The organism is Bifidobacterium imperatoris (genome assembly GCF_002860405.1).
In the GTDB taxonomy this organism is placed as follows: domain Bacteria; phylum Actinomycetota; class Actinomycetes; order Actinomycetales; family Bifidobacteriaceae; genus Bifidobacterium; species Bifidobacterium imperatoris.
This window is the reverse complement of sequence record NZ_NMWV01000023.1, coordinates 35763-54473: the sequence shown is the minus strand read 5'-3', so window position 1 is coordinate 54473 and position 18711 is coordinate 35763. Positions and strand designations below refer to the sequence as shown.

13 protein-coding genes and 1 pseudogene are annotated in these 18711 nt (G+C 54.3%); 11 read left to right on the top strand and 3 right to left on the bottom strand.

The genetic code is table 11. The features are described from left to right. The first annotated feature begins 168 nt into the window (after positions 1-168). The 5 genes from orn to amrS are packed head-to-tail and all read left to right on the top strand — an operon-like array spanning position 169 to position 6488. A complete protein-coding gene (orn, locus tag Tam1G_RS08190; protein ID WP_033891951.1) occupies positions 169-819 on the top strand; it encodes an oligoribonuclease in 651 nt (216 codons plus the stop codon). A gap of 60 nt (positions 820-879) precedes the next feature. Then, positions 880-2109, top strand: coding sequence for a flagellar biosynthesis protein FlhF (locus Tam1G_RS08185; protein WP_101626126.1), 1230 nt, complete (start codon positions 880-882; stop codon positions 2107-2109). 50 nt (positions 2110-2159) lie between these two features. After that, positions 2160-3572: a DEAD/DEAH box helicase gene (locus Tam1G_RS08180; RefSeq protein WP_033891948.1), complete on the top strand. Its 1413-nt coding sequence runs from the start codon at positions 2160-2162 to the stop codon at positions 3570-3572. 41 nt (positions 3573-3613) lie between these two features. After that, positions 3614-5374: an AmmeMemoRadiSam system protein B gene (gene amrB / locus Tam1G_RS08175; protein WP_081975065.1), complete on the top strand. Its 1761-nt coding sequence runs from the start codon at positions 3614-3616 to the stop codon at positions 5372-5374. Beyond that, entirely contained in the window at positions 5361-6488 is a 1128-nt protein-coding gene (gene amrS / locus Tam1G_RS08170) for an AmmeMemoRadiSam system radical SAM enzyme (protein ID WP_081890120.1), read from the top strand. The genes amrB and amrS overlap by 14 nt, the downstream gene beginning before the upstream one ends. A 22-nt stretch (positions 6489-6510) precedes the next feature. On the opposite strand, the gene Tam1G_RS11945 is transcribed toward amrS, so the two are convergent. Further along, a complete protein-coding gene (locus Tam1G_RS11945) occupies positions 6511-8460 on the bottom strand; it encodes an SCO7613 C-terminal domain-containing membrane protein (RefSeq protein ID WP_243394875.1) in 1950 nt (649 codons plus the stop codon). A gap of 14 nt (positions 8461-8474) precedes the next feature. Between Tam1G_RS11945 and Tam1G_RS11670 the strand changes: the two genes are divergently transcribed. From Tam1G_RS11670 to Tam1G_RS08155, 3 genes are all read left to right on the top strand, one after another. Continuing rightward, positions 8475-8780, top strand: a complete 306-nt coding sequence (locus tag Tam1G_RS11670; protein ID WP_165781958.1) for a hypothetical protein — start codon at positions 8475-8477, stop codon at positions 8778-8780. 59 nt (positions 8781-8839) lie between these two features. Continuing rightward, positions 8840-10642 carry a proline--tRNA ligase gene (locus tag Tam1G_RS08160; protein ID WP_165781957.1) on the top strand — a complete coding sequence of 601 codons (1803 nt, stop codon included), beginning with the start codon at positions 8840-8842 and terminating at the stop codon, positions 10640-10642. Positions 10643-10904: 262 nt separating this feature from the next. Continuing rightward, on the top strand, positions 10905-11405 hold the full coding sequence (locus tag Tam1G_RS08155; RefSeq protein WP_051917550.1) for a single-stranded DNA-binding protein: 501 nt from the start codon (positions 10905-10907) through the stop codon (positions 11403-11405). 93 nt (positions 11406-11498) lie between these two features. Here the strand turns inward: Tam1G_RS08155 and Tam1G_RS08150 are convergent. Beyond that, a pseudogene (locus Tam1G_RS08150) lies at positions 11499-13678 on the bottom strand (M13 family metallopeptidase). A 168-nt stretch (positions 13679-13846) separates the two neighbouring features. Between Tam1G_RS08150 and Tam1G_RS08145 the strand changes: the two are divergent. Continuing rightward, positions 13847-14497 (top strand): HdeD family acid-resistance protein, encoded by a 651-nt coding sequence (locus Tam1G_RS08145; protein WP_081890076.1) that lies wholly within the window; start codon positions 13847-13849, stop codon positions 14495-14497. A 975-nt stretch (positions 14498-15472) separates the two neighbouring features. Here the strand turns inward: Tam1G_RS08145 and Tam1G_RS08135 are convergent. Next, the gene (locus tag Tam1G_RS08135) at positions 15473-15850 is read right to left on the bottom strand and encodes a hypothetical protein (protein ID WP_133124997.1); all 378 of its coding nucleotides are present in this window, start codon (positions 15848-15850) and stop codon (positions 15473-15475) included. Between the two features lie 306 nt (positions 15851-16156). Between Tam1G_RS08135 and map the strand changes: the two genes are divergently transcribed. Together map and Tam1G_RS08125 are read left to right on the top strand one after the other, a co-directional pair. Then, entirely contained in the window at positions 16157-16939 is a 783-nt protein-coding gene (gene map / locus Tam1G_RS08130) for a type I methionyl aminopeptidase (protein WP_033891369.1), read from the top strand. A gap of 305 nt (positions 16940-17244) precedes the next feature. Next, positions 17245-18537 carry a citrate synthase gene (locus Tam1G_RS08125; RefSeq protein ID WP_033891367.1) on the top strand — a complete coding sequence of 431 codons (1293 nt, stop codon included), beginning with the start codon at positions 17245-17247 and terminating at the stop codon, positions 18535-18537. Positions 18538-18711 lie beyond the last annotated feature (174 nt).

Sequence of the window (18711 nt, the reverse complement as noted above, 5' to 3'; positions counted from 1 at the left end):
GTTTGAAGTCCTACAGTCAATATCCAAAGTCCGACAGTGAGTGTTCAAAAACCTACAGTCATAGGAAGATTTTCAGGAAAGATAACCCGTATGAGCCTTGTAGGCGTTGGGGTATAGTCTGAACTGTTCTTGTAGTAATGGGTGACATAGAAGAAAAGAGGCATGAGCATGGTTGATAGCCATGATGCAGAGACTTACAGCGCCAAGGATTCGCGCCTGATTTGGATTGACTGTGAAATGACTGGACTGGATATCTTCGGTGGCGATGAGCTGGTTGAAGTGTCCGTGGTTCCCACCGATTTTGACCTGAATGTACTGGACGAAGGTGTCGACTTCGTCATCAAGCCGAGCCAGAAGGCCGTGGACCACATGAACGACTTCGTGCGCAATATGCACACCCGCTCTGGCCTGATTAACGAGTGGGAGCACGGCCTGAGCCTTGAAGAAGCTGAGAAGAAGGTCACTGATTATGTACTGCGCTTCACTCCGGAAGGCGTAAAGCCATTGCTCGCCGGCAACACTATCGGCTCCGACAAGAAGTTCCTCGACCATTACATGCCGAACCTGATGAGCCATCTGCATTACCGCAGCGTGGACGTGAGCACCTTCAAGGAACTTGCACGCCGTTGGTATCCGGCCGTGTATGAGAACCGTCCGCCGAAGAACGGTGGCCACCGCGCGCTCGCAGACATCATCGAATCCCTCGATGAGCTGCGCTACTACCGCAAGGCATTCATGGCTCCGGTGCCCGGTCCGGATGATGCTCAAGCCAAGGCCATCTCTGAGCAGATCGTGGCTACCAGCCTGCTCAATAAGTAGCATCGTTTATACGCTGGTATTGGATGTATAGGAACTCATAGAAGGCAAAGAAGGCTGTCAATGGGTATTTTTGGTAAGCGTGAGAGTATCCCGCCGATTCCGCGGATTCTTCCGGTATTCGGCAATGTGCCCGTGGAACAGGCTTTGCAGAAAGCGGCGGTAATCGAGCAGGAGATGCAAGAGCAACGTCAGTACACGAAGAATGAGTCTGCTGCATCTATGCAGCAGGTGCCAGTTGCTGTTGAGCAGCCAGCTGTTCGGCGCTCGCAGCCTACGCCGGTGTCAGTTCCGCAACAGTCGCCGGTTGTTCCAACGCAGCCGGTGAGCCAGACGCAGTCTGTTCCTCATTCCAATAGTGCTTCTACAGATGCGGCAAGAGAGGCGCAGCTCGAAGCGAAGCGAGCGAGTTCAGCGAAACAGCGTTCGCAACGTAAAGATGCAGAGAAAACTACGGTTGATGCGATGCTTCCGCAAGAAGAACGATCCGTGGTTGAACAAGCAATCATTGCAATATCTCGAGATAAAGCAACTGCTAAAGCCAATACAATCGCCACGACATTGGTAAGTGGTAGGGGAATGGCTCAATATTCCCTGGATCAGTTACCGCAGTTCGTCATTCTGAGGAATCTGCTGGGTTCTCGTGTGATTCATATTCTCATGGAGGAGATGGAAGAGCGGGGCGAGGAAAAGATACAAGGGGCGAGTGCACAGACATTGAATTCGGGAGAAAATACAGCATCTGTGCCGTGTTCGAATGATCAAGGTACGTTGGCTCCGGCTTCTGCCGTGGCTTCGAATGCGTCCGTGCCGCCATCTCCAATTGTTCCGGCTTCTCAGGTTTCCGATGCGCCGACTGCGGCTGTTCCTCGCAATCACGCTGTTGATAAGCCAAAGCGTCAACCTCGGCCGCGGAAAATGAGTGAAGCGGAGTCAGCTGCGCGCGCTGAACGCCGGCGTCAGAGTGAAGCGCAACAGACGGCATACCTTCAGCAATTGCCAGCGAGTGATCGTGCCATTGCCGAACAGGCAATTGCCGATATGGTGACACAACTGACTGCAGAGAGCAAGGAACAGCCTGCTCTTTCATCCGTCACTTATACGCTTGCGGGCGAACCGGCGGATTTTATCGTTCAAGCCGGATTGGCCAACCATCCTCGATTTGGTGAATTGCGCGGCAGATTCAGCAAAGACGATTTGCGCTTCATCGCAACGGACATGGTGAATCGTGGTGTGTTGATCATGGAGAATCGTCGTCTCAGTTTGCCGAATGCACATGGTTTTCAGGCCTAGGTTTCAATCCTAGAACCACTTAGCCATAGAAAACCATAGAAAGTAGAATTATGCGTCAAAGCGAAGCTCTGGCCATTCTGAATGCTGGCGCGAATGTGTTTTTGACTGGTGCCCCTGGTGCCGGCAAGACCTTTACGCTCAACGAGTTCATTCGGCAGGCCAGGGCTGACGGCGCTGATGTGGCCGTTACTGCGTCCACAGGCATAGCGTCCACGCATATCAACGGGCAAACTATTCATTCGTGGAGCGGTGTGGGTGTGGCCACAAGCCTGACCGCCAACCTGCTGAAGCTCATCAAAACCCGCCGCAAACGCAAGATTCAGGCCACCGATATTCTCATCATCGATGAGGTATCCATGTTGCATGCCTGGCTGTTCGATATGGTCGATCAGGTTTGCCGTGCCGTTCGCCGGGACCCAAGACCATTCGGCGGTATTCAAGTTGTGCTGTCCGGCGACTTCTTCCAGCTGCCTCCGGTTTCGGTATCCGGGCGTAACAATGATGTGATTGCGCCGACGCCGGAATTCGTGGCAGCCCGTGAACAATACGCCAAGGCGGGTAAGAATCCGGAAGGATTCGTGACCGAGTCCTTGGTCTGGGATGAACTCAACCCTGCCATCTGCTATCTGACCGAACAACACAGGCAGGATACCGGCGATCTGCTCACCGTGCTCACCGACATTCGCGAAAGCAACGTAACCCAAAACGACCGTGATGTGTTGGTGACTCGTTTGGGAGTCATGCCGGAACCCGGCAAAGTGGCAGTGCACTTATTCCCAGTGAACCGCCAAGCCGATGGGCTGAACGATTTGCGATTGCAACAGATTCCAAGCGAAAGCCATGAGTTCTTCGCTGAGACCGCCGGCCCGGCGAATCTTGTCAGCCGGTTGAAAAAGAACATGCTCGCCCCGGAGCATCTGGTGCTGAAGACTGGTGCAGCGGTCATGGCATTGCGTAATGATGCCGACCGTCAGTTCGTCAATGGTTCGCTGGGCACTGTGCGTGCGTTCTCGCCTGAGGCTAAGGGCGGCTGGCCGATTGTGGAATTCGAAAACGGCAACATCGTTACGATGAAACCAGCCACTTGGGAGATGATGGATGGAGAGACCGTGCTGGCTTCGGTTTCCCAAGTGCCGTTGCGCTGTGCGTGGGGCATCACCATTCACAAGTCGCAAGGCATGACGCTTGACCGCGCGGTGATGGACCTGCGCCGAACCTTCGCGCCCGGCATGGGTTACGTGGCGCTGTCCCGTGTGGAATCATTGGGCGGACTGTATTTGGCCGGGGTCAATAATCGCATGTTTCTGGTCTCGCCGGATGCCGTGACGCTCGACGGCACCTTACGCGATGCTTCCGCTGCCGCCAGCGACCAGCTCGCCCAAGAAGGTCCAACTGTCTTCAAGCCATCCGCAACCGCGCTCGACGATGCCGACGACGACTTCGCCCAAGAATCTTTATTCTGATTGTTCCGTGACGGCTACCATAGTGTGTAGGGGTGGTCGTTATGGTGCATTTCGATATATTCCATGAGAACAGTGACGTTCGCGATAGTGATAAGAGGCAGCAAGGATATGTGCGCCCGGCTGCGGTGGCTGGCGCGTTTTACCCAGCGGATAGAACACGGCTTAAGCACCTGATCAATACGCAACTTGATTATGGGCGCGCACTGCTTAGACAGTTGGAGCCGCAGCTGCCCGTAGGAGTGCCGAAAGCGGTGATTGTGCCGCATGCTGGATACATGTATTCGGGTACGACTGCGGCGCTCGCCTACGCATTGCTGGAACGTGGGCGCGGGGTAGTAAAGCGTGCGGTGATTGTTGGTCCAACACACCGTGTTGCCGTGCGTGGCATCGCCTGTTCTACTGCAATAGCATTTGCAACACCGCTCGGTGCGGTACCAATAGATGTGGATGCGGAGCGAAAGGCTTTGGAACTGGTAGCTGATGAGCCGTTGCGTTCCGGCATACATGCCCATCCGGGTGCACCGGCGTCGGCAATGATTGTCAACGACCCAACCCATGCGCAGGAGCATGCGGTGGAAGTGCAGATTCCATTTCTGCAAACTGTATTCGGTCCGAATCTAACCATTGTGCCGTTGAATGCTGGTGACGCAAGCCCTGAAGAAGTGGGTGACGTTCTGCGCGCGCTGTGGGGCGGTCCGGAAACCGTAATCATTATCAGCTCCGATTTGTCTCATTATCATCCTGAGGCTTATGCGCGGCAACTTGATGATGAGACTATCGACAACATCGCACACTTGAGACTCCCCATTCATCCGCGCAGGGCGTGCGGAGCGTATCCAATTAACGGGCTACTTGATGTGTTGGTGCGTGGCCTTAAAACCGCACAGTGTGAAACGACGCGTGAAACATCTGATGAAGAAGAGGGAGACAGCCATAAGCCCTCAGCCGAACAGTTTGACCTTCGGCTCCTTGGGCGCAGCACCTCTGGTGATGACGGTGTCGTATCGCTTGCTGGCAAGTCACGTTCGGATATGAATGATCCGGATGAACCTGTGGTTGGTTATGCATCATTTGCCGTATGGCAAAACGCGAATACTGGTATCGGCGATGCGACTGCACAGAATACCAACGCTGTCAATGGTTCTGATGGCAATACTACGAATCGTGAAACGGCTCAGCAAGGCAAGGCAGCCGACAATGCTGATGAAGTAGTCTCTGGTGCAGCCATGACTACGGACCACGGCCGTGTGCTCCTCGGCCTCGCCCGTGCCGCTATACGCCAGCATCTTGGTCTAGATAACAAGCCGGAAAGCGCGCCAGACATTATTATCAAGCAACATCCTTGGCTGAATGAGTCCGGTGCCAGTTTCGTGACACTCACCGAACACGGCCAATTACGCGGATGCATCGGTACATTGGAAGCCTATCGCTCGCTTGGCAAGGATGTATCCGACCATGCCGTTGATGCAGCCGCGCACGATCCACGATTCTTTCCTGTTTCACCGGAAGAATACCCGCTGCTGCAAGTGGAGGTCTCGGTACTAGGAAAGCCGATGACGATGCCAGTGCGCTCGCGAACAAAACTTGAGCAAACATTGCAGCCCGGCAAGGATGGTCTTATCCTGACCGACAGCCAAGGCCGTAGAGCCACTTTCCTTCCGCAAGTTTGGGAACAATTGCCGAATCCGCATGATTTCGTCTCGCATTTGTTGGCAAAAGCCGGCATCAAACCGTCGTATGACTGGAACAATGGCGAAATCGAATGCGAACGGTACGAGGTGACCGCGTATGCCGAACACTAAGGTGGTCTTTCGCTCGGGGCAGAGTGCGGTGACATCAGAGCCAGATACAGTACCCGTCACAGTGCCTCCTTCAGCCATTGGCCGTTGGCAAACGCGATTCAATGACGGCACTCGTCGCGCTCGCTGTGAACTCTGCCCGCGCCGCTGTGTGCTAAAGCCTGGGCAACGAGGCTTCTGCTTCGTCCGCTCGAATCATGATGGCGTCATCGTTTCGGATACCTATGGCCGCAGTTCTGGTTTCGCAGTGGATCCGGTGGAAAAGAAACCACTCAACCATTTCCACCCTGGTTCCAGCGTGCTGAGCTTCGGCACGGCTGGCTGCAATTCCGGGTGCCGTTTCTGCCAGAACTGGGATATCTCCAAAGCCCGTGACTTCGACAAGCTTGGTGTAGAGGCGAGCCCGGAGAAAATTGCGCAGGTAGCGGCGGCCCGCGGCATCGATTCGGTGGCGTTCACCTACAATGATCCGATTGTGTTCGCGGAATACGCAATCGATACAGCTGAAGCTTGCCGTGCGCAAGGTATCCATCCAATCGCTGTCACCGCTGGATACATGAGTGCCGAAGCGCGACCGGCTTTTTATGCGGCGATGGATGCGGCAAACATCGATTTGAAAGGCTTCACCGAGGATTTCTACTGGAAAGTGACTGGCACACATTTGCAGGATGTGCTCGACACCATTGATTATGCGGTGAACGAGGCGCGCACACCAGACGGTAACCATGTGTGGGTTGAACTCACCACCTTGCTGATTCCAGGGCTTAACGATGATGATGCACAACTGCACGCCGAATGCACATGGATTCGCGAACGCCTCGGCTCTGATATACCGCTGCATTTCTCCGCATTCCACCCGGCTTGGAAAATGCAGGATATTCCGCCAACTCCGCATAAGACGTTGACTCGTGCGCGCGAAATCGCTCTCAACGAGGGACTGCATTATGTGTACACCGGTAATGTGCATGATCGCGTAGGCGACACTACGTATTGTCCGAATCCGCAATGTCATGCCACACTTATCGAACGCGACTGGTATCGCATCATCACTGATCGACTCAGTGGCACTGATGGGCGTTGCCCGGAATGTGGCGCGTCTATTGCCGGGCGATGGTAGCTATGTGCACGAGTTGGCGTGACTAGCGCAAATCGCTGATACGCGAAGCCAAAGTGCGTACGGATTTAAGGCTGGCCTCATACCGTGCTGCGGCGGCAATAAGAATCACGCCACCAATGAGCAACCACACCCACCAATAATGGCGGGAGAACTCCGCAAGCCACGGCCACACCACAATCAACAAGTGCACAACAAGAACCACGGTTCCGTAAATCAGCGGTGCTTGCAGACCCAACGCAGCACCCAGCAGCAATGCACATAGCGACATGGCAAACAGCGCAAGCATACGTGGTAGTGAAGGCGGCTCTACGCAACTGATGAGCAACGACGGTACCATCAGCAATGTCAAAGCCGGCCATAATGTTGGCCAACTGCGTGAGGCTGGCTTTACTTGCAGCCAGCGGACTCCGACAATCAGCGTAGCCGCGCCAGACAGCATGGCGATAAGATCCACAGGCGCATATGGTTGCGGATCGGTCCATGCCAGAAACAGCAGCACGATGCCGGTAACTGCGGTGAAACAGGTCACAATGATCTGCGCTGCGGTAAGCAGGTTCAAGGTTTGCCGTGTTGGAGAGACGTGTGGTTGCGGGAACGCTTGTTCCGGTGTTGGGGGATAAGGGCGGGGACGCAAGGATTCCGGATGCGGTTGTGTACTGCGTGCTGGAATGAACGGCGATGGCGCAAATGTCGCTGATGCGGACTGCGCTGTCTGTGTGTTCGTGGAGCGTGAGACAAACGGCACGGCGGCAACTGGCTGATATTGTGTTTGCGCCGCGATAATCCAGAACACTACGCATATCGCAAGCATCATGACATATCCCACGATGGAAACCACCATCGGTAGTGGGCTGCCATGCGTAAAGTCGCCGGCAATAAGAATCAGCAGCATCCACGATCCCATAACAGCGGCGGATATGCGCTCCTGTGAGCTCAGGGCTATGCTGCGACGCATGAGCAATGTAGCAGCAATTAAAGCAAAGCCGGCAACGGTGATTGCGGCACAATCGGCAATAGTGCGTGCGGCTGGATCGTTGCTCATCGCATCGGTTAATACGCGGCGCAACAATGATTCCACAGTAATCGTCAATGTCCAGAAGAATCCCAGCACAGGCGCTATACGATGTGCTGGATGCAGCAGTTTGCCCGTGCGGATAGCGGGTTTCTTATACAGTATGACAAGAATCGCAGCCCACAACGCTGGTGGGATAAAACTGGTAATAGCGGTGATCCACAGCGGATCGGCGCCATCGATAGTTGTGCAGCCGAATATGGAAACAATGCCCAGTGTGATCATTGCCGCAATAATTGAAGCCATCCATTCGAAATCAGCGTAGCGAGCCTGCTGCGGAATGCGAACAATAGCGGCGAAAACAATAGACACCAGCGAGCCAACGGATGCAGCCAACACCCATTGCACGTCAGTATTGGGGATGGGCATTGCCGAAATGAATGACATGAACGCGAACGGCAACGCGCACATGGCGTACAGTGTGGTGGCTCTGAGTGGCAATGCCGAGGTGGATGTTTCTGGTTTGGCCGCCGGTTCAGGAAGATGCGCCGCCATTGCACGCAGGGCATATGCCAGAGCGGTAATGCACAGGATGATAAGGCCTGATGAGTAGCCGTCTGAAATCACTCGCGCTACTGGTGGGATATCACCAATGAGCACAGCATCGATGGAAAGCGCCGCAAGACCAGCCCAGGTCAGGCCTTCAGCGGTGACGCGCAGACGCTTGGTCAGCAGCATGCCAATAATCAGTGCTGCTATGCCGACTATGCCAATGCATACCGCACGACCAATGTCTCCGAGCAGACCATAGGCAAACGAAGCGAACGCAAACACGGCGATAGTTACGAGTGCTACGCCGAGAATCAGCAATAGTATTTGGACGCTGGAATGCTTGGGCTGATTTGGCTGGGAATACGGGTTAGATTGAGCCGGCACAGGCATTGGGTTGGTATGTTGCACAAATGATTGCGCATATGCCTGAGGCTGTGCTGGCGATTCGGGTTGCGGTTGGAACGGCGAATACTGCGGTGCTGGCTGTGCCGGTGACAAATTGCGCTGCTGCCATGCCGGCGACGCCGATTGCATTGGCGGCTGTGCTGGTGGTTGTGTTTGCTGCGGTTGCGGCTGCTGCGGTTGATTTCCCCAATGTTCGGTCGGTTGCGTCATTGTGCCCCTCCTGCCCCTTCACTATCACAATTCTTGCACGCCGGTTCAGGAAAGCCAAGATGGGCAAGTCCACAAAATACAGTACGAAATTTGTATCTTGCTTCAGTGCATAGCACAGTATGTGCGTTGCGATTACACAGGCTTGTCGGTTCACGCGAATATCTTGGAACCTATGACTTCCAATACCCTTCGTATGTCTACTTTGTTCCTGCGCACGTTGCGCGAAGACCCGGCGGACGCGGACGTTGATTCCGCAAAGCTGCTGCAGCGCGCCGGCTACATCCGTAAGGCCGCCCCCGGCATCTGGACCTGGCTGCCGCTCGGCTTGCGCGTACTCAATAAGATTGAGGCCATCATCCGTGAAGAGATGGCCGGCATTGGCGCTCAGGAAGTGCACTTCCCGGCTCTGCTGCCGCGTGAACCGTATGAGGCCACCCATCGCTGGGAGGAATACGGCGACAACATCTTCCGTCTGAAGGACCGTCACCAGGCCGACTATCTGCTGGCTCCTACCCACGAGGAAATGTTCACCCTGCTGGTCAAGGACATGTACTCGTCCTACAAGGACCTGCCGGTCGTCCTGTACCAGATTCAGACCAAGTACCGCGACGAGTTCCGCCCGCGTGCCGGCCTGATTCGCGGCCGTGAATTCGTGATGAAGGACGCCTATTCGTTCAATGTGGACGAAGAGGGCATGCGCAAGGCATACATGGACGAGCGTGGCGCCTACGAGCGCGTGTTCCAGCGCATCGGCCTCAAGTACGTGCCGGTGTTCGCCATGTCCGGCCCGATGGGTGGCTCCGCTTCCGAGGAGTTCCTGGCTCCGATGGCTATCGGCGAGGATACCTTCGCGCTGGCTCCTTCCGGCAAGGCTTGGAACGTTGAGGCTTTGCACACTCCGGAACTGCCGGAAATCGACGCTTCCAACACTCCGGCCGCCACCAAGGAATCGACGCCGGACGCCAAGACCATCGACAAGATGATCGAGCGCGCCAACGCTGATCACCCGCGTACTGATGGCCGCGAATGGGCTGCCTCCGACATTCTCAAGAACGTGGTCATCGCCGTCAAGCATCCTGAGGATGAGGAGCATGACGAGCCGTGGCGCGAGCTGATTGTTGTCGGCGTGCCGGGAGACCGTACGGTTGACATGAAGCGTCTCGAGGCGCAGTTCGCTCCTTCCGAGCTTGAAGAAGCCACTGAAGAGGACCTCAAGAAGCATCCTGAACTCGTGCCGGGCTACATTGGCCCGATGGTGCTTGGTCCGCAGGCTGAGGCCGCAGGTGTTAAGGAACCGTTGCGTTACTTTGTGGATGCGCATGTGGTCAAGGGCTCCGCATGGTTCACCGGTGCCGACGAACACGAGGTGGACTACTACAACCTGGTCTACGGCCGTGACTTTGAGGCCAGCGGCGTGGTTGAGGCTGTTGAGGTTCGCCACGGCGACATGAGCCCGGACGGCTCCGGTCCGTTGAGCTTCGAGCGCGGTGTGGAGATCGGTCAGGTCTTCCAGCTGGGTCTGAAGTACTCCAAGGCCCTGGACCTGAAGGTTCTGGACCAAAATGGTAAGACCGTGCCGGTGTGGATGGGCTGCTATGGCATTGGCGTTTCCCGCGTGCTTGCATGCGTTGCCGAAACGCATCACGATGAGGCAGGCCTCGCTTGGCCGTCCGTAATCGCTCCGGCTCAGGTGCATGTGGTGGCCACCGGTAAGGATGCTCAGGCGTTCGAAGGTGCCGAGAAGCTGGTCGAAGAGCTTGAGGCCAACGGCGTCGAGGTAATCTACGATGACCGCAAGAAGGTTTCCCCGGGCGTGAAGTTCAAGGATGCCGAGCTCATCGGTGTGCCGACCATCGCCGTGGTGGGCCGCGACTTCGTCAACAACGGTACGATTGAAATTCGTGACCGCAACGGCGAGAACAAGGTTGCTGTGCCGGCTGACGAGGCTGTGAAGACCCTGCTCGAGCGTCTGTAAAGGCTCGTGCCGAGCTGATTAACGTCATCCTGCTCACATGCAGGGTGGCGTTTTTTGTTGTTGTGCTTTGTTGTGTTGATTCTTGTGGATAACCAAAAGTTATCCACAGTGTTGCAAACCCCGTCATAGTATCCACATTTGCCAGTTGCCCTTGTGTAGTTGAACCGCCATGCCTCACAGTGGAGATATCGCCGAATTCACCGATCGATGATGACCGAGACGATTCGGCGGGTTCACGACATTGTGATGAATGAAAGGATTGATGATGGCAATACAACAGGCAACGGTTACCATAACCGGTTTTGTGGCAAACGATCCCATACTGACGGAAACACCGAATTTTACCGTATTGAACTTCCGCATCGGGTCGAGTAGGTCTCGTCTTGACATGTCTACAGGGGAGTGGAAGGACGTCGGCTCATGCTGGATTCCGGTCAAAGCTTTTCGAGCATTGGCGGTGAATACCCACAAATCCATCCGCAGAGGGGATAAACTCATCGTTCTTGGAACACTGACCACCGAACAATGGAAAACCGAACAAGGCGAGACGCGCAGCCGAATGGTGTTGGAAGCCAGCAACATCGGTCACGATTTCAACTATGCAACAACCACGTTGACCAAGGTGCCTCGTACCAGTCAGGAGAATAAAGCCGAAAACGTTGCGGCTCAGGGCGTCACATTGCAAACACGTTCAGAGGAGGAACCGAATCAGCGGCAGAACATGCCAGCTGACGATGATTTTGAGAGCAACTCTGGAATATAAAAACAACATGATGATGTGGCGCAAATCCTCAATTGATTTACACCACACCATCATGTTGGATTCAGTGCGATGATTACCGCAGATTAGGTGGTACTACCAGATGTGCACGCGGTGTTCAGGCGCGAGCCACATGGCGTCGCCTTCGTGCACGCCGAACGCATCGTAGAACAGGTCCACATTGCTGGCGATGCCATTGGTGCGGAATTCGGCGGGGGAGTGCGGGTCGATCTGCAGGTACTGCTCGGCCAGCTCATCGCGGTTCTTGGTGCGCCAAATGGAGGCGTAGCTCAGGAAGAAACGCTGCAGGCCGGTAAAGCCGTCGATTTCGGGAGCGGTGCTCAGCAGCGCCTTGATGGCGGCTGGCGAACCATCTTCGTCGCCATCGTTGGTGATGGTGCCTGCGGCCTTGCCGAGGGCGAACGCATAGGCCTTGAGCGCGATATTCACACCGCCCAAGTCGCCGATGTTCTCGCCGATGGTCAATGCGCCGTTGACGTGAGGAGCCTTATCCGGTTCGTCGGCATACTTTTCGGCCAACTGCAGCGGCACAAAACCGTTGTACTGCTCGATAAGCGCCTTGGTGCGCTCCTCGAAGTTCTTGCGGTCCTCATCGGTCCACCAGTTGTTGAGCTTGCCGTCGCCATCGTACTGGGAACCCTGATCATCGAAACCGTGGCCGATCTCGTGACCGATCACGGCACCGATACCGCCATAGTTGGCTGCGTCATCGGCTTCGGGATCGAAGAACGGAGGCTGCAGAATGGCTGCCGGGAACACGATGACGTTCATGCTCGGCTCGTAGTAGGCGTTCACCGTCTGCGGGTTCATCAGCCACTCGTCCTTATCCGCAGGCTTGCTCACCTTGGCCAGCTGGTAGCTGGTCTCATAGAGGTTAGCAGCTTTGGCGTTATTGGCGAGTACGTCATCGGCGGAAACATCCAATGCAGAGTAGTCGCGCCAATGGTTGGTGTAGCCGATCTTCGGCGTGAACTTGGAAAGCTTCTCCAAAGCCTTGGCCTTGGTGGCGTCACCCAGCCAGTCGGAATTCGTGATGGACACACGGTAGGCGTCGATGAGGTTCGCTACGAGCTGCTCCATACGCTTCTTGGAGCTCTCCGGGAAATGGCGGCGCACATACTCTTGGCCTACGTCTTCGCCGCAGATGCCATTGACGAGGCTCACGCCACGCTTCCAACGGTCGCGTTGCTTCTTGGCGCCGGAAAGCACCTTGCCGAAGAAGCCGAAGTTGGTGGTGTCAAACACGTGGGAAAGCATGCTGGCGGAGCCGACGATGACGTGCACGCGCGCCCAGAGCTTTAAATCGGCCAAATCGGCATCAGCCCAGAACTGGTCAAGACCCTTAAGGAAGCTCGGCTCATGCACAATCGTGCGGGCGAACACGGACTTAAAGTCAATAGGCTGGGATTTCGCGGCAGTGGTTGCATCATAAGCGGACTGCCATGCATCAATCCAAGAGTTCAAATCGAAGTTCTTCAGTGTTGCCGCAAGGTCAGCGTAATCGGTGGGGTTATAGGTCTTCACCGAGTCGCGAGTGGCTACATTGTCCCAATGATTGGCGGCAATTTTGGTTTCCACCTCGAGGAAGTGGCGCGCCATAGCCAGTGCGGCCTCGCTTGGCACTACTGCCGGTGCCTCATCACTGCCGTCTTCGGTGGATTGTGGCAGTTCGTCACCGCCATTGGATTCGGCGGCGGGTGCATAACCGGCGTTCACCAGTTGTGCAGCCACCATCGCCACGTATGCTTCGCGCACGGGTGCATAGTGATCTTCGCGGTAGTAGGCCTCGTCGGGCAGCATGATGCCGCCCTGCTCGATGTGTGCAATGTTCAGATCCGGATTGCCTGGGTCGCCATATACAGCCAAGCCGAACAGGTCCGGGCCGCCGGTGGGGTTGATGGTGCCGAGTACACGGGTGAGTGTGGCTTTATCGATGGCGGAGTCGATGAGGTCCAGTTCGTCACGAATCGGGTCGAGACCGGCTTCCTCAATCGCTTCGGTGTTGAGGTATGAGCGGTACAGGGCCTGAGATTTAACGGCGGGGAAGCATTGTCTTCCAAAATCTCACGCACCTGATTCTCGGCATCTTCCGCGAGCTTATCGAAGGAGCCGTAGCGGGAGCGGTCGTCCGGCAGGCGATAGGTGTCGATCCACGGTCCGTTCACGTAACGGAACAGATCATTGACCGGCTTGATGGTGGAGGAGAAGGACGATGGGTCGATGCCCGACTTCGTTGTTGCGGTTTCGTTAGTCATGCCCTCCAGCCTAGACCATGATGCGTCAGGTTCAGCTCACTGTATTGGGCTGTGGGCTGATTTCGTAGTGCGACCAATAAAAATTAGACACTATGACTATCTGTGCTTATGGTGTGAATTAGGCAGTTTGTCTAAAATCGGTGATTGGAACATGAATTGGAAGGAGCTATGATGAGCGACCCGAATTTCAACAACCGGAATCCGTACACCCCGCAGCCGGAGCGGCCGAATTGGTATGCAGGTGATTTCAGCCCATTTCGTTTGATTGAGGAATGGCTGCCACAGCGTGCCAAGACCACCATTCGTGTGATCTACGGTGTAGTTGGCGTTGCCGCCATTGCCCTTGGTGCGGCACTGCTAATTTCACCGAATAAGACTTTGGCGCTGGCCGCGTTGCTGTTGGGCGTCTATTTCGTGATTTCCGGCGTGGTGCGCATCGTCAGCGCTTTGGTAACGCCTCTGCTGCCAGGCGGCTGGCGTGTGCTGGATGTGTTGATCGGCATTCTGCTCACCTTCGGCGGTGTGGTGGTCGTGCGCAATTATGGTTTGACCGGCGAGACTCTGGCCTTGCTCGTCACCTTGATGGTGGGCTTCGGCTGGATTATGGAAGGCGTGATGGCATTGGTGGAATCCTGGCGCATTCCACGCTCCGGTTGGGCCATCGCCTACGCCATCATCTCCATCATTGCCGGCTTTGTGGTGCTGATGAGCCCGTTGAGCTCCACAATCTTCATGATCGTTTTCGGCGGCTGTGCGATGGTGGTCATGGGCATCACTGCCCTCGTCCGCGCGTTCACGTTCGGCAAGCGCAGGAAGTAGCGTGTGCTGAAGCGCTGCCGAGTCCAAAGCGTCCTTGTCGGGAATTGTTCCTGCAAGGGCGCTTTATCGACTGTGTACATTGTTGCAGTGGAGCGTTGAACTTAGCGGTTGATTAAGCGTTGAGACAGATAATAAATGATATTTCGGGCACCGCTTTTTATGACACGGATGGAGCGCCGTCGATGCTGATTGGTTAACAATCTGATCTTCTGCGGCAGTACGAGTGAAGGCGGGTGATTATTCCCGCCCGAACAGTACTGATCCTATATCAGACCATGCGTGACTACTACAACGATGTTGGCTTGCTGGCAAATCGTTTCAAGCAAATTGCGTGGAGTACGGGTGCTACCAATCAGAATGATGCTGCCACTGCTTTCCGAACTAAAGTGGATTGGGGGAATCGGATATTAAAGTGGTTAATAATTGGAGAGGTTTCTGCTGATGTAATTGACGCATCGTGTAAAGCATTAGCTGATTATATCTTCTAATTATTTCTGCGCATGGGTTGGTTTTTCTATAGAGAGAGCCAATCCTGTCGCATAAATTAATGCTGGTATGCCATATGAGCCATAGAAGCGACCAATCCATGATCCGTCATCGATATAGATATAATGTATGAAGTCAAAAAAATTGTTAATTATAACAATGTTAAGTGAATAATATAAGCATATTATGCTTATATTGTTAAATATGTAAGAAAGAATTAGTGACACTAATACTAGTGAAAAATTATATTTTATTGATTTGAATACTTTTTTATTTATTAAATAAACAAATGAAAATGAAATATGTGGAATTGTTATTATGCCGATATATAGTAATGGAATAAACCAGGTAAATTTTACTATTTCAAATATGATTCGAAGTTGTATGAATAAAAGAAACGAAGGGAGTATGGTATTTACGAGAATAAAAAGATGATATTTTTTTGCAAAAAAATTTAAATTTCTGCATATGTTTTTTGGCATTTCTATCCTATCGTAATGGAGTGGTTTCTGTTATGTCGTAAACGTCATTCAAGTAGTCATAACGACCTTGGTGGCGATTTTTGGTAAAGCGAATGAGGTTGACGGTACTGTCAAAATCCAGCTCATCGATATGATCTGTGTTCTCTAAGATGATGATTTGCTGGTCTTTGCCTTGTTCAGCTGCTTTTGAATAACCGTCTATTGTGATATCGAAAGTTTGTCGATCAAAATCTGCCTCTCTTGCTGTAACATCCTCGTCGCTCGGTGGTTTCATTTGTATAGTGCTGTGGCAGAACTGGCAGGTATCGGGATAGGGGTGCTCTCGATTATGCCTCAGTACTTGTAGTTGCAAATCCAATCGTGCTTGATCGAAAAAATCTTTCATAAACCCGATTTTGCTGTGGGACACTCCAATCGCGTACAAGTGGGCAATGGCGCAAAATCTCCTAGTGTGTACACGTTACCTGATTGAGCCAGAGTCAAGTTCGTCTTCATCTCGCCTCACTTTGCCTCGCTTGACCTTCAGTACCCAAGGGTAGTTTTCCCACGATAAAAAGTGGATGTTCGTATCGGCCGAGTGGAGAGGAGACGGGGGCGGCATGTGCGCAAGAAATAGCGCATAGTCCTCTGGCGGTTGACCCCGGGCTGGTCTAGAGTTGAGAACAAGTCTCAACAAGGTAGAAAGAACCGTATGATCGAACTGAAAACCCCTCGTGAAATCGAGGAAATGAAGCCTGCCGGCCGTTTCGTCGGCGGCATTTTGAAGGAACTGCAGGAAACCACCAAGGTCGGCACCAATCTGCTGGAAATCGACGAATTCGTTCACAAGAAGATCGTGGACCGCAAGGGTGCAGAATCCTGCTACGTGGATTATGCGCCGGATTTCGGCACCGGTCCGTTCGCTCACTACATCTGCACGTCTGTCAATGATGCTGTGCTGCATGGCATTCCGTACGACTACAACCTGAAGGACGGTGATCTGGTTTCCCTTGATCTCGCCATTTCCGTGGACGGATGGGTTGCCGATTCCGCAGTCAGCTTCGTGGTCGGTAAAGACCCCGATCCGGAAGACCTGCGACTCATCAAGTGCACTGAGGAAGCCCTCGCCGCCGCCATCGACGTGGCTAAGCCAGGCAACCGTCTCGGTGATATCTCCAGCACCATTGGCGACGTTGCCCGTACCTACGGCTACCCAATCAACCTTGAATTTGGCGGTCATGGTGTGGGCCACATCATGCACGGCGACCCGCATGTGCCGAACGATGGAAAGGCACACCACGGCTACAAGTTGCGCGAAGGCCTGGTCATCGCCATCGAACCGTGGTTCCTGAAGACCACCGATGAGATTTATCAGGATCCAAAGGACGGCTGGACGCTGCGCTCCGAAGACGGCTCCCGTGGCGCTCACTCCGAGCACACCATCGCCATCACCGAAAACGGCCCGATCATCTTCACCGACCGCACCAACCTGTGATTCTCTCCCACGGTGTGGTGATTCCTCCACGGTGTGGTGATTCCTCCACGGTGTGGTGATTCCTCCACGGTGTGGTGATTCCTCCACGGTGTGGTAAACAACAATGGCTTATTTCTGCGGTTTTAGCGGAATGACCACAGTGTTGTTTACCACACCGTGGATTTTTTATTGCGACGCGATAGTATCGCGCGTGTTTTTGAGACGGCAACTTGCATTGAAACACTAGTGCCATATAGTGAGCCATACTTTTGAACCGAATGGCACGCCCATCGGTATCAGCCCGTATGTAATAGGGAGCAACAAGTATGGCAACAGCCCAGCTGAATGTGGATGACAGCAAATACACCCTGCCTGTGGTTAAGGCAACGGCAGGCGCGGACGGTATCGTCGTCTCCAAGCTGCGCAACGATGGCTGGGTGACGCTTGATCCGGGATTTCTGACCACTGCTCAGTGCGAGTCGAAAATCACCTACATTGATGGCAAGCATTCGATTCTGCGCTACCGCGGATACCCCATCGAGCAACTCTGCGATCAATCTGATTTTTTGGAAGTGGCATGGCTGCTGCGCCACGGTGATTTGCCCAGCAAGGAACAATACGAGAAGTTCGTTTCCGCCATCAACCATCGCACGATGGTAGGTGAGGATTTCCGCACGTTCATGGGCTCGTTCCCGCGCACCGCACACCCGATGAGTGTGCTTGCCTCCGCCATCAATGCGCTTGCCACGTTCTATCCGGATACTACGGATATTTCCGATCCTGACCAGCTTGATGAGGCTGCAATCATCATCATGGCCAAAGTGCGTACGATTGTTTCCTACATCTTCCGCCGTCGCCGTGATGAGCCGATGCTCTACCCGGATTACGCGCGTGGCTATGTGGACGATTTCCTGCGTATGTGCTTCGCTGTGCCTTATGAGCCATTCGAATCCGACCCGTTGTATGTGCATGCGCTGGGCCGACTGCTCATTATCCACGCTGACCATGAGCAGAACTGCTCCACGTCCGTGGTGCGCATCGCAGGTTCTGCGCACGCCAATTTGTATTCTGCGGTGGCTGCCGGCGTGAACGCGCTTTCCGGCCCGCTGCATGGCGGTGCGAATGAGGCTGTGCTGCGCCAATTGAAGGCGATTCGCGACTCCGGCAAGACGGTTGCGGAGTTCGTGGAAGATGCTAAGAAGAACGGTCAGAAGATTTCCGGTCTTGGTCACCGCGTCTACAAGTCGTACGATCCGCGTGCCGCCATCGCTAAGCAGTATCTGGAAAAGATCATGGAACGTGAGGATACGTCCAAGCTGCCGGCTGACGAGCGCGCTTTGTTCGATGTGGCTGTCGAATTGGAACGTATCGCGTTAAGCGACGAATACTTCGTCTCCCGCAACCTGTATCCGAATGTGGACTTCTACACTGGATTGATTTACCGTGCCATCGGCTTCGACCCGGCCATGTTCACCACGCTGTTCGCTTTGGGTCGTATTCCCGGTTGGATTGCGCAGTATCGTGAGATGCTCGCCGACCCGAACACCAAGATTGGCCGCCCGCGCCAGGTCTACACAGGCCCTGTCGAACGCGACTACGTACCGCTCGATGAGCGCTAAAGCCACCAAACGACGAAGGTCGAATCCCCGAAAGAGGATTCGACCTTTCACTATTCAGACGGTTGCATAAGAACTGACAGAGTCAGTTCTGAGCGTGCAATAGTGCGTGCGGTATCGAGGCGCACCGAGGGAAGTCGTACGAAGGTACGTCGACCGAGGGGCAACGAAGATAAC